The organism is Plantactinospora soyae (assembly GCF_014874095.1).
Taxonomy (GTDB): domain Bacteria; phylum Actinomycetota; class Actinomycetes; order Mycobacteriales; family Micromonosporaceae; genus Plantactinospora; species Plantactinospora soyae.
In genome coordinates this window covers 5,422,960-5,435,280 of sequence record NZ_JADBEB010000001.1, presented here as the reverse complement: position 1 = coordinate 5,435,280, position 12,321 = coordinate 5,422,960, and the positions used below count along the sequence as shown (strand labels likewise).

The following is a 12,321-nucleotide window of genomic DNA, read 5'->3' as shown; positions in this document are numbered from 1 at the left end:
ATGTATTCGGTTCGGCGCGGACAACCACCGATCGAACGGGGCGACACGGATGAGCAACGAGCCGCACGCGGTCCTCCTCCCCGACCTGGTACGCGACGCGGCGCGACGCACGCCGCACGCCGCCAGCGTGCGTGCCGGGGACACGACGTTGTCCTATCTGGAGCTGGACCTGCTCGCCGACCGCTACGCGTGCGCGTTGGCCGCCTCGGGGGTCGGCCCGGGTGACCGGGTGGTGCTGTGGACCGCCAAGAGTGTCGACACGGTGGCGGTCATGCAGGCGACGCTCCGGCTCGGCGCCGTCTACGTGCCGGTGACCTCGTCGAATCCGGCGCCAAGGGTACGGCGGATCGCGGACGGCTGCGCCGCGGCCGTCGTCCTCGGCGAGGAAGCCCTCGACGGCGATCCCCGGTCCGTCAGCCTCGCCGAACTCCGGGCGATGCCACGGCGGCCGGACAGTCCCGATCCCACTGTCGAGGTGCGGGCGACGCCGGAGGACTGCGCATTCATCCTCTACACCTCGGGTTCGACCGGGGCGCCGAAGGGCGTTTGCATCAGTCACCGCAACGCACTCGCGTTCGTGCACTGGGCGGTGGCGGAGACCGGGCTGACGGCCGACGACCGGCTCGCCAACCACGCGCCCTTCAACTTCGACCTGTCGGTCTTCGACCTGTACGGCGCGTTCCACGCCGGGGCCTGCGTCGACCTGGTGCCGGCGGCGCTCGCGTACGCGCCGAAGGCCCTCACCCGGTTCCTGGTCGAACACGACATCACCGTCTGGTACTCGGTGCCGTCCGCACTGCAGTTGATGGCCGGCGACGGCGGGCTGCTCGACCACGGGCCACCGCCGTCGCTGCGGGTCTGCGTCTTCGCCGGCGAGCCCTTCCCGATCGCCGACGTCCTGCGCCTGCGCGCCGCCTGGCCGGCGGTACGGATGTTCAACTGGTACGGCCCGACCGAGACCAACGTCTGCACCTCGTACGAGGTGACGTCGCTGGACCTGGACCGGACCCGTCCGTTGCCGATCGGCACGGCGTGCAGCTCCGACCGGGTGTGGCTGGATCCCGCCGGCGCCGAGCTCGCCGAGATCGTGGTGGACGGGCCGACCGTGATGCTGGGCTACTGGGGACACCCCCGCCAGGACGGGCCGTACCGCACCGGAGACCTCGGCCGGGTCGACGCCGACGGCAACCTGGAGTACGTGGGCCGGCTCGATCAGATGGTCAAGGTTCGCGGGCACCGGGTGGAGCCGGGCGAGATCGAGGCCGTGCTGAGCACCCATCCGGCGGTGGAGACGGTGGCCGTCGTCGTGGCCGGCACGGGTTTCGCCGCGAAGATCTACGCGGTCGTCGTCCCGGTGGACGGCCACCGGCCCACCACGCTCGGGCTGAAGGCGCACTGCGCCGCGCAGCTGCCGACGTACATGGTGATCGACGCGATGCGGCTGGTCCCCGAGCTGCCCCGGACCCCGAACGGAAAGGTCGACCGGGCAGCGCTCACGACGATGTGCGACAGCGCGAGCGGCGTACCCGCCTAGCTGTCTCGCGGATCTCGGTGGAGCGAGGCGGAGTCCGGACGGCGCCCGCCAGAAGATCCGCGAGGCAGCCCCTAGCTGTTCATCGCGGCGAGGTAGTCGTAGCAGCTCGGCAGGCGCGACACGCAGCGCGCCGCGTCGACGCGGATCCGGTCGAACTCCTCGGTCGCCCGCTGCCCGTCGCTCATCGCCAGCGCCGGTCGCGGGTGACTCGGCTCGTGGCCCAGCCCCAGGAGCATCGTGTTCCACGAGTACGTCTCGAACCCGTGGTAGTGGGGGTAGATGGTCTCCTCGTCGAGCAGGAACGAGGAGGCCGTCGTCAGGCGCTCCTGGAGCCCGTCCGGAAGCGCACGCACCTTCGCCTCTTTCCAGTAGAGGCTGTCGTCACGTCCCGCCGCACGGTAGTGCAGGGCCAGGAACTCCTTGACGCCGTCGATAGCCCGGTTGATCCGCTCGTTGTACGCCAGCGGCAGCGCCGGATCCCACCGCGCATCGGGGAAGTGCCGCACCAACTGCTCGAGCCCGTGCTGGATGAAGAAGATGCCGGTGGACTCCAGGGGCTCCACGAACCCGCTCGACAGGCCGATGGCGACGCAGTTGCGTACCCAGGAACGCTCGTTGCGGCCGATCCGCATCTGGATGTGGTTGGCGGACAGGTCGTCCCGTCCCGGGGCGGCGAACTTGCGCAGCGCCGCCTCGGCCTCGTCCGGGCCGCAGAACTGGTCCGAGTAGACGTACCCGGTGCCGTGCCGACCGAACAGCGGGATCGTCCAGATCCAGCCCGCCGGCATCGCCGTCGCGGTCGTGTACGGGTCGATGCCCTCGCGTTCCTGCTCCCGCGGCACCTGCAGGGCCACCGCCCGGTTGTTGGGCAGCACGTCCTGGAACGACTGGAACCGCTCACCGAGCGCCTGGTTGATCAGCAGCCCGCGGAAGCCGGTGCAGTCGATGAACAGGTCGCCCGCCACGTCACCGTGCTCGCGGGTGGTCACGTGGGTGATCCAGCCCCGCTCGTCCTGGCCCACCTGGAGCACGTCGTCCCGGACGTGCCGGACGCCGCGTTCGACACCGAACCCGGTGAGGAACAACGCGAGCCGGGCCGCGTCGAAGTGGTACGCGTAGGGGAACTGGGCGCGCTGCTCGGCCAGTGTCGAGCGGCCGAGCGACTGGTCCGCGTTGACGACGAAAAGCTCTCCGTCGAGGGTCCGGGGCGCGCGTCGCGCCTCACACAGTGCCGGGGTGATGAAGCACTGGCGGTCGAAGCCCTGGTCGCGCTCGCCGAGCTGCAACCACCAGTCCGCCATGTGGAACCCGTCCACCACCCGGAGGCGCTCGAACGGGTGATAGAAGTGCCGGCCGGGTCCGGCCCAGTCCTGGAACCGGATACCCAGCTTGAAGCTGCCGCCACAGTGCGGCATCCAGGTCCGCTCGTCCAGACCCAGATACTCGAAGAAGTGGCGGACCGTGCTGAAGGTCGCCTCGCCCACTCCGATGGTGGGAATGCGGTCGGATTCGACGACGGTGACCCGAATCCTGTCCCCGAACGCCGCCTTCAGATAGGTGGCGCTCATCCAGCCCGCCGTCCCACCGCCGACGACGACTACTGATTTCATCACCAGGCACTCCCCGCGATCGGTCGGTACGTTCCGGCGGACAAAGCCCGTCCGTCAGTTCTTCTCCATCGCGGCGATGAGGCTCTTGGGCCGCAGGTCGGTCCAGGACTTCTCGATGTGGTCCAGGCACTCCTGGCGGCCCGCCTCGCCGAACACCGTGGTCCAGCCGTCCGGCACGTCGATGAAGCTCGGCCAGAGCGAGTGCTGGCCCTCGTCGTTCACCAGGACCAGGTACATAGCGTCGGGATCCTCGAAGGGATTCATCACCGCACCACCTCTCGTAACTGTTTCGCGACTCAGCACCGATCCGCGGCATCCGAAGACGGCGCGGCATCCGAGAAGCGCTGCGATGCATCGTCGCCGACGACGCCGCCGTGCGCCACGCCGACCCGTCGGCGCCGTACAACCGGCGCCGAGGCCACAGTTGGACGGTCCCGTCCCGGGTCCGCCGCCGGCTTGGGTGAAACGCCGGCATGGGAGAAACTGCCGAGACGGGAGGAGCCGCCGCGGAAGGCGTCGCCGGGATGTGGAGGACACGATGGACAGCACCGTGGAAACCGGCCGGACCTGGCGCCCGCACGAGATCACCAGCGAGTCCGTCGGCGGCCGGGACCTGACGGGCTGGCTCGACGGGCTGGGCGCGGACCGCCTCGGCGAGCTGCTCGTCGCGCATCGGGCGCTCGTCCTCCGGGGCTTCGGCGTCACACCGGACTCCGTCGAGCAGGTCTTCGACCGGCTGGTGCCCGGCCGGCTGCCCTACGTCCACGGCAACTCGCCGCGTACCCGGGTCGGGCGCAACGTCTACACCTCCACCGAGTACCCCCAGCAGTTCACCATCTCCATGCACAACGAGCTCAGCTACGCCCACCGCTGGCCGGCCCGGCTCGCCTTCTACTGCGAGACCGCCGCGCGGCAGGGCGGGGCGACGCCCGTCCTCGACGCCGGGCTCTGGCTCGACTCGCTCGACGCCGAGGTCCGCGCGGCGTTCGCCGGCGGCCTCCGCTACGTGCAGAACCTGCATGACGGGTACGGCTTCGGAAAGAGCTGGCAGGACACCTTCGAGACGGACGACCGTACCGCGGTCGAGGAGTTCCTCCGGGACGCCGAGGCCGAGTGGGTGTGGGGCCCGGACGGCATCCGCGTCACGCAGCGGCGCGCCGCGACGACGAGGCACCCGGTCACCGGCGCCGAGGTGTGGTTCAACCAGGCGGACCAGTGGCACCCGGCCGGCCTCGGCGACAAGACCTCCTCCGAGCTGTACGAGATCCTCGAGTCGGACGAGTTCCCGCAGTACGTGACGTTCGCCGACGGCACCCCGATCCCGGACGCGTACATCGAGCAGATCCAGCGTCACGGGCTGGACAACGCCGTCGACGTGGACTGGCGGACCGGCGACGTGTTGCTGATCGACAACGTCCTCACCGCGCACGGCCGGCGCCCGTTCGAGGGGCCGCGCCGGGTCCTGGTGGCGATGGCCTAGGGGCTGTCCCGCGGATCTCGGTGGAGCGGGGCGGAGTCCAGACCGCCCCTAGACCGCCGCACGCCCCTGCGCGGGAGCGGAGTCGACCGGCACGGCATCGGCTGCCTGGTAGGAGAACTGGATGTTGTACAGCTCCGCGTACAGTCCCCCGGCGGCGAGCAGGTCCTCGTGGGTTCCGCGCTCCCTGATCCGGCCGCCGTCGACCACCAGGATCTGGTCGGCCCGGCGCACCGTCGACAACCGGTGCGCGACCACCAACGAGGTCCGGCCGGCCAGGGCCGTGTCGAGTACCCGCTGGATCGCCCGCTCGGACTCCGAGTCCAGATGCGCGGTCGCCTCGTCCAGGACGACCACCGGCGGGGACTTGAGAAGCAGCCTGGCCAGCGCGACCCGCTGCTTCTCCCCGCCGGACAGCCGGTAGCCCCGCTCGCCGACCCGCGTGTCCAGGCCGTCGGGGAGCGACGAGATCACCTCCCAGATCCGGGCGGCGTCGCACACCTCGATCAGCTCCCGCTCGGTCGCGTCCGGCCGCGCGTACAGCAGGTTGGCCCGGATCGTGTCGTGGAACAGGTGCGCGTCCTGTGTCACCACGCCGACGGTGTCGGCCAGGGACCGCAGGGTCACGTCCCGGATGTCCTCGCCGTCGATCCGGACCGCGCCCGAGTCGGGGTCGTAGAGGCGGGCGACCAGGTGGGTGATCGTCGTCTTCCCCGCCCCGGACGGACCGACCAACGCGGTCAACCGCCCGCCGGGTGCGCGGAAACTCACGTCCCGCAACGTCCACGCGTCGTTCGGCCGCTCCGGCGCACGGGTCGAACTCGACTCCAGCGAGGCGAGCGAGACGTCCTCCGCCTTCGGGAAGCGGAACGACACCGCGTCGAACTCGATCTCCGGGGCCACCCCGTCGGCGGCCCCGGCGACCCGGATCGGGCCGGCGTCGGCCCGGTCCTCGACGAGCGGCCGGCGGTCGAGCACCTCGAAGATGCGGTCGAAGCTGACCAGTGCCGCCATGACCTGGACGTGCATGTTCGACAGCTGGTTGATCGGGCCGAACAACCGCACCAGCAGGGCCGCCAGTGCCACCAGGGTGCCGACCTCGAGCACACCGTCGATGGCGAGTTTGCCGCCGAGCCCGTACACCATGGCGGTGGTGGTCGCGCTGAGCACCGTGACGATCATGACGAGCATCTGGCCCCAGACCATGCCCGCGGTGGCCACGTCCCGCACGTTGGCCGCCCGCCCGGCGAACGCCTCGGCGTCGCGCTCCGGCTTGCCGTAGAGCTTGGCGAGCATGGCCCCGGAGACGTTGAACTGTTCGTTCATCAACGAGGCCATCTCCGCGTCGAGCTCCATCCGCCGTCGGGTGAGCCGCTGCAGCTTCCGCCCGATCACCTTGGTCGGCAGCAGGAACAGCGGGATCATCGCCAGCGCGACGAGCGTGACCTGCCAGGACAGGTAGGCCATCGTGAGGATCACGAGGACGAGCGTCAGGATGGTGGACGTCGCCTGGGACAGCAGTGTCGTGATCGCCTGCTGGGCGCCGATGACGTCCGTGTTCAGGCGGCTGACCAGAGCGCCGGTCTGGGTCCGGCTGAAGAACGCGATCGCCTGCCGCTGCACGTGGGCGAACACCTCGGTACGCAGGTCGTAAAGCAGCCCCTGGCCCACCCTCGCCGACAGCCAGGTCTGGCAGTAGATCGCCGCGACGTCCACCAGCGCCAGCCCGACGAGGACCAGTGACAGCGTCACTATGACGTCGAACCGTTTGGGTATCAGGCCGTCGTCGATGATGAACTTGAGGATGATCGGGCCGACGGCGACGATGCCGGCGTGCAGCGCCGTGCTGATGAGCAGCAGCGCGAGCAGACCTCGGTACCGGCCGGCGTACGGCACGGCGCGTCGTAACGTTCCGGGGCGGAGCTTGTGTCGCTTGACCGCGTCCGGGTCCAAGAGCATCCGCATCGGGCCCCGGCCACCTGCCATCGTCATGTGCCGAGGCCCTCCGATCGGCTCAGTGTTTGTCCAGGAACTCGATGATCGCCGTATTGACCTCGTGCGGACGTTCGAGGTAACCGAGGTGCCCGCAGCGGGAAATCTCCACGAAGTCGCAGTCCGGAATCGCTTCGGCGACGCCGGCACAAAGGTGCGGTGGCGCTACCAGGTCATCGGTGAACGCGATGACCCGGCACGGCGCGGCGACGCCGCGGAGCACCTCCCGTCGGTCCGCCAACGTGTCGACCCACGCCTGACCGTCCGCGGCCCCGTCGCCGTGCCCGGCCAGTTCGAGTATCTCCAGCCACGAGGAGACCGCCGCGTCGTCGTCGAGCGTCGCCGGCGACAGCATCTGGAGCGCGGTGACGAAGGCGTCGTACGCGGGCGGGACCCGGACGCCGCTTTCCAACAGCGCCCGCTCCGCCGCCACCTGTGCCCGCCGGATGGCGTCCGAGCTGGCCCGGGTGGCGATCAGGACCGCGCACCGCACCAGCCCCGGCCAGCCGATCGCCAGTTCCTGTGCGACGAGCGCGCCCATTGAGGTACCGACGATCCGGCACGGGGCCAGGTCCAGCGCCTCGATCAGTCCCCTGGTGTCGGCGACCATGTCGGCAAGCGAGTATCTGCCCGCAGGGGCGTCCGAGGGCGGGATGCCACGGTTGTTGAACGTGACCGTCTGGTATCCCGCCCGGTGCAGCGCGGGCGTCTGGTGCAGGCTCCAGACATGACCGGCCGCCCCCGTGCCCATGATCAGGAGAACGGGATCCCCCTGACCGGAGCGTTGGTAGGCGAGCCGGATGCCGTTCGTGTGCAGGTAGGACATCTCGGTGCGCTACCAGGTCCACTCTCGCTTGTTGAACAGATGCTCGGCGGTGACGCCGTTCTCCGAGCACCAGCCCAGGAACTCGTCGATCTGCTTCAGCTGGTAGGTGTCCTCGTTGTACGTGGTCGCCATCACGTGGCCCTGCCAGCTCTCCTCGCCCATGGCGTACACGTGGCCCTCGTCCGCGCCCAGCTCCCGCATGATCGCGGCGGCCTGTTGCGCGTTCGACCCCGACAGCCTGCGCGAGTCACTCATCTTCTTCGTCACCGGCTTGGTCAGCAGGCCCTTGTAGAGCCAGGTCAGCGGCGCGCCGTCGCACTCCATGCCGAGGAACGCCATGTCGACCTTGCCGAGCTGGTTGCGGATGTACCGGTAGAGCACCGGGTCGATGCCGGAGGAGTCCGCGCCGATGAAAACCGACGAACCGGCCAGCTGGACCACGTACGTCGACTTCGCGCGGATGTCGAGGTCGCAGTGCTCGCCGAGGAACGGCGTCGCCACCAGTCGTCCGCCGGGCACCGGCACCTCGTCGAAGTCGTCCACCTCGATGACCGTGAAGCCCAGGTGGCGCAGGTACAGCGCGATCGAGGGGTCGCACAGGTTGCCCCGGGACGAGCGGGGCACCACGACCGCGTCGAGCCGGGGACGCAGCTGCAGCAGGGTCTCGAGCACGATGTGGTCCTGGTGCCCGTGGGTGATGACGGCCAGGTCGATGTGGTCCGGCAGGTCGTCGAGGGTGTACCGGTCGCCGGCCCGGTTGTCGGTGCTGATGAACGGGTCGGTGACGATGGCCGCCTCGGGCGTCTGGATGACCAGGCAGGCGTGCCCGAAGTAGCGGATGCGGCCACCGCGTTCGACGTGCCGGTCCGGAGCCAGGCTGGGCTGCGGCGCCAGCAGCAGGTCCAGCTTCGCCGCCTGGGAGTCGTCCAGTTCGAGCGCCTCACGGAGGTGGCCGAGGGTGGTGCCCCGGGTGCGGGCCTTGAACAGCTCGTCCAGTCCCGGATGGTCGAAGGCGTAGGGCAGCTCGAGTACGTCCGGAGACGGCATCCGGGGCGTGGCCAGAATGAACGGGCGTTCGACGCCGGTGTCGAGCGACAGTTGCACCGACTGGCGCCGTACGTCGTACAGCGGGCTGTGGTAGAGCAGCGGCTCGATATAGCGCATCGACGGCTGGTTGTTGGTGTCGTACGCCAACTCCACGAGGCCGTTGAGCGCCGACGGCAGCTTCGGATAGAGCGGGGTGAGGTCGAATCCGGTGGCGGTCTGGCGCAGCAGTTCCTCCGCTTCGGCGACGGCCGCGGCGAAGGTCAGCATGTCCGCCCGGTCCCGCTTGATGGCGTCGAGCAGCGCGCTGACCTCCATGCTGCGCTCTTCCTCGATGCCGACGAAGTATCCGCCGCGCAGTTCCGGGTTGTTGGTGGCCGCGACGTGCACCTTCGGAGAATGTAGATAGGACTCGAGCAGCGGCACCTGGACATTCGCCAGGTTCATTGCCGCCTGCACCGGGGCGACTATGTGCAGCCACGCGTAGAACCGGTCGACAAGAGGCTCGATGATCGCATTCGAGCGAAGAAATCTCGGCTCGCTGCTGTCGCCCATCCGCTTCCCTCCGTTGCAACAACGATGACGTCATCGCTCGGGCAGGTCCCGCATTAATCGGGTCCGTGCGCCGGCGAGGCCCACCATCACATGGCCCAGGAAACCCGTCAACGCCGGCGCACGGCCCGCACACGTTCAACTGACGTGACTGCGCATTTGTACGGCGGAACCCCTCACAGCGTGTCGGTCACCGGCCTGCGGCCACCGAGCCGGGCGGGAACGGCGGTGAGTGCCGTCATCACCAGCAGAGTCGCCAGGATCAGGACGGCCAACTGCCAGAGCGAGGGAAGCGTGGCCCTGTCGCTGTCGCCGCCGGTGATCCCGTTGATGGCGGCGAACAGCGCGAAGCCGCCTGGGAAGACGCCCAGCACGGCACCGACGAACGCGGGCAGCACCTGCGCGGCGGCCAGTGCACCGGTCACCTCGCCGGGGGTGGCGCCGAGGGCACGCGCCAGCGCCGACGAGTGCCGGTTGTCGAGCACCGTCGCCCAGGTGATGACGATCGCGTTGACCGCCGCCAGGGTGAGCAGGATGACCGTCCAGGTGAGCAGCACGTGCCGCAGTACCCGGACCTGGCTGTCGCCGTAACCGCCGGTGAGGGGCTGGGTGGACAGGAAGGAGTTGAGGACCAGCAGGACGTAGATGCCGCTGACGGTGACCGCGATGCTGGCCACCCCCAGCACGACCCGGCGCGGCCGGCGGGCGGCCACCCGCAGGGCGAGGAGCAGCGGAACGGGCAGTCGTGCCGAGATCGCGATGAGCCAGCCCATGCGCTGGGGCGGGCGGGCGGCGTCGGCCAGCGCGTTGACGGTGCTGGAGCGGGCGGCGCGTACGGCGGGTACGGCGGTCGCGATCACCGCGACGCCGAGCGCCACGGCGATCACCACCAGGATCCTGGTCATGGTTATCGCCGGTGTGCCCGCGCTGCCGAGGAGGCCGGCGCTGGACTCGGTCAGCAACGGCGCGGTCAGCGTGCCGATCGCCAGCCCGCCGGCAGCCGCGACGAGGGCCACGAGGACGTACTCGGCGAGCAGGACGGCGGCGACCAGGCCCGGTGTGCCGCCGACCGCCTTCAGGAGCCCGACGCGTCTGGTCTGGTCGGCCATCCGACCGCCGACCAGTACCGAGAGACTCGCCACGGCGAGCAGACCGAGCAGCCAGGTACCGATCAGCAGCAGGATCTGGGAGTCTCTGGCCAGCTCGATGGCATCCGTGAGGATGTCCTGCCAGCTCTGCATCCCGGCGCTGCGGCCCGGCCCGCCGGTGTTCGCGTCGATGAACGCCTGGGTCCCCTCGGGATCGGCGAGTTTCAGGTTCAACACGTAGGAGAGGGAGTTCGGATCCGCGGCGAGGCTCCGGACGTCCGCCTGGGTGAGCCAGACCAGCCCGGGATTGTGCAGCAGCCCCGGCGGCAACGTCTGGCCCTCGGTGACCACACCGTTGACGCAGCCGGGTCTCACGACGATGCAGGACGATCCCGGATAGGGCGGCATGGCGGCGGTGACCGCGAACCCGACGACCTCGAACGACCGGTCGGCCAGGGTGATCGAGTCACCGACGCGCAACTCGAGCGCGTTCGCGAAGGCGGCCTCGATCACCGCGCCGCCGTCGCTGACCCAGCTGCCCTGGGTCACCTCGGGCCGGTCGACCGACGCGACCCCCGTGTCGCGGCCCACGATCTGCGCGTCCGAGGTACGGTCGCCGGCCTGGAGCTTTCCGGAGGCGACCGGGAACGGCCCGCTGTGGTCGGTGACCCCGGCCGCGGTGGCCAGACTTTCGAGCCGGGGCAACCCGGCGGCCTGGCCGTTGGCGACCACGTCGGGTCCGTTGGTCGCTTCCCGGGTGCTCTCGTACGGGTCGCGGGCCGCGTCGCCCAGGACGAGCGCGAGCGTCAACGTCGTGGTGGCGGCCAGGATGGCGAGCAGCAGCAGCGCGGCCTCGGTGCGGCGCCGGCGGAGGTCACGCACGGCGAGGCGGACCACGAGCAGGATACGGCCCATCGGCTTAGTCCTCCAGCCCGGCGAAGGCGCGGAGCTCGCCGGTGGTACCACCGGTCAACCTGGTCTCGTCCACCAACTCGCCGTCGCGCATCGAGATCATCCGGTCGGCGGTGGCCGCGATCCGCGCGTCGTGCGTGACGATCACCAGCGTCTGGCCGGAGCCGTGCAGTCCCTCGAAGAGTTGCAGGACGTCCAGGGTGGCGGCGCTGTCCAGGTTGCCGGTCGGTTCGTCGGCGAGCACGACCTGCGGTTCGTTGCTCAACGCCCGGGCCACCGCGACCCGCTGCCGCTGGCCGCCGGAGAGCTGGGAGGGCAGGAACCGCGCCCGGCCGGCGAGCCCGACCTGCTCCAGCAGTTCCTCCGCGCGCCGTCGGGCGGCCCGCGGCGAGCGCCCGGCCAGCAGCGCCGACAGCTCGACGTTCTCCACGGCGGTGAGTTCCTCCATCAGATGGAAGGACTGGAAGACGAAGCCGATGTCGGTCCGTCGCATCCGGGCCAGGGCCTTCTCGCTGATGTTGTCGATGCGACGGCCGCTGAGCAGCACCTCGCCGGCCGAGGGCCGGTCCAGCCCGCCGAGCAGGTGCAGCAGCGTGGACTTCCCGCAGCCGCTCGGCCCCATGATCGCCACCGTCTCTCCGGCGGCGATGTCGAGGTCGACCCCATCGACGGCGCGTACCAGTCCATCCCCCTTGCCGTACTCCTTCTGCACTCCGCGGGCGCGAAGTACAGGCGTGTCGGCGGCGTCGCTCACGATCCACTCCTTCGGTGGGTCCAGTTTTTCTCGCATGCCTCGAGCCAGCGCAGGTCCGCCTGTAGCCGGAGCACGACGCCTTCGAGCAACAGCGCGGCGTTCGAGTAATCCGGCTCGGCCATGACGGCGCGCTGGGCGTCACGCAGCCGGCGTAGCAACTCGCGGCGCTGGGCGTCGACGATTGTGATCGGGTCGGCCAGTCCGGCCGAGGCGGCCGCGACCAGCTTGAGGTGGAACTCGGCGAGATTGGGTTTCGGCCAGCTGACCTCGGTGATCCACTCGGCGACCCGCTGCTGACCGTCGGGGGTGAGCGCATACACCTTGCGCTCCACCCGGTCTCCGACGGGCCGCTCGACCTCCAGCAGGCCGGCCTTCTCCAGCCGGGTCAGCGTGACGTAGACCTGCCCGGCGTTCATCGCCTCGCCGAGCGGACCGAGCGCGTCACGCAGCCGTGCCCCCAACTGGTAGGCATACGAGGGCTCCTTGGCCAGCATGGCCAGCACTACTTCCTGCTGCATCGGGCCCTCCTATA

General features: G+C 70.0%; 10 protein-coding genes. 2 read left to right on the top strand and 8 right to left on the bottom strand.

What is annotated here, in order from left to right:
• Positions 1-49: 49 nt before the first annotated feature.
• Positions 50-1,534, top strand: coding sequence for an amino acid adenylation domain-containing protein (locus H4W31_RS23975; protein ID WP_192768698.1), 1,485 nt, complete (start codon positions 50-52; stop codon positions 1,532-1,534).
• A gap of 71 nt (positions 1,535-1,605) precedes the next feature.
• On the opposite strand, the gene H4W31_RS23970 is transcribed toward H4W31_RS23975, so the two are convergent.
• Entirely contained in the window at positions 1,606-3,144 is a 1,539-nt protein-coding gene (locus H4W31_RS23970) for a tryptophan halogenase family protein (protein ID WP_192772349.1), read from the bottom strand.
• A 54-nt stretch (positions 3,145-3,198) separates the two neighbouring features.
• Positions 3,199-3,408: an MbtH family protein gene (locus H4W31_RS23965; RefSeq protein WP_192768697.1), complete on the bottom strand. Its 210-nt coding sequence runs from the start codon at positions 3,406-3,408 to the stop codon at positions 3,199-3,201.
• A 274-nt stretch (positions 3,409-3,682) separates the two neighbouring features.
• Between H4W31_RS23965 and H4W31_RS23960 the strand changes: the two genes are divergently transcribed.
• Positions 3,683-4,624 carry a TauD/TfdA family dioxygenase gene (locus tag H4W31_RS23960; protein ID WP_192768696.1) on the top strand — a complete coding sequence of 314 codons (942 nt, stop codon included), beginning with the start codon at positions 3,683-3,685 and terminating at the stop codon, positions 4,622-4,624.
• A gap of 48 nt (positions 4,625-4,672) precedes the next feature.
• Here H4W31_RS23960 and H4W31_RS23955 read toward each other — a convergent pair whose 3' ends face one another.
• From H4W31_RS23955 to H4W31_RS23930, 6 genes are all read right to left on the bottom strand, one after another.
• A complete protein-coding gene (locus H4W31_RS23955; RefSeq protein WP_225945648.1) occupies positions 4,673-6,586 on the bottom strand; it encodes an ABC transporter ATP-binding protein in 1,914 nt (637 codons plus the stop codon).
• A gap of 49 nt (positions 6,587-6,635) precedes the next feature.
• Positions 6,636-7,439, bottom strand: a complete 804-nt coding sequence (locus H4W31_RS23950; RefSeq protein ID WP_192768695.1) for an alpha/beta fold hydrolase — start codon at positions 7,437-7,439, stop codon at positions 6,636-6,638.
• A gap of 9 nt (positions 7,440-7,448) precedes the next feature.
• Complete coding sequence (locus H4W31_RS23945) at positions 7,449-9,038, bottom strand: MBL fold metallo-hydrolase (RefSeq protein WP_192768694.1); 1,590 nt, start codon at positions 9,036-9,038, stop codon at positions 7,449-7,451.
• A 173-nt stretch (positions 9,039-9,211) separates the two neighbouring features.
• A complete protein-coding gene (locus H4W31_RS23940; protein WP_192768693.1) occupies positions 9,212-11,038 on the bottom strand; it encodes an ABC transporter permease in 1,827 nt (608 codons plus the stop codon).
• 4 nt (positions 11,039-11,042) lie between these two features.
• On the bottom strand, positions 11,043-11,789 hold the full coding sequence (locus H4W31_RS23935; RefSeq protein WP_318783374.1) for an ABC transporter ATP-binding protein: 747 nt from the start codon (positions 11,787-11,789) through the stop codon (positions 11,043-11,045).
• On the bottom strand, positions 11,786-12,307 hold the full coding sequence (locus H4W31_RS23930) for a PadR family transcriptional regulator (protein ID WP_192768691.1): 522 nt from the start codon (positions 12,305-12,307) through the stop codon (positions 11,786-11,788). The genes H4W31_RS23935 and H4W31_RS23930 overlap by 4 nt, the downstream gene beginning before the upstream one ends.
• Between the last annotated feature and the right edge of the window lie 14 nt (positions 12,308-12,321).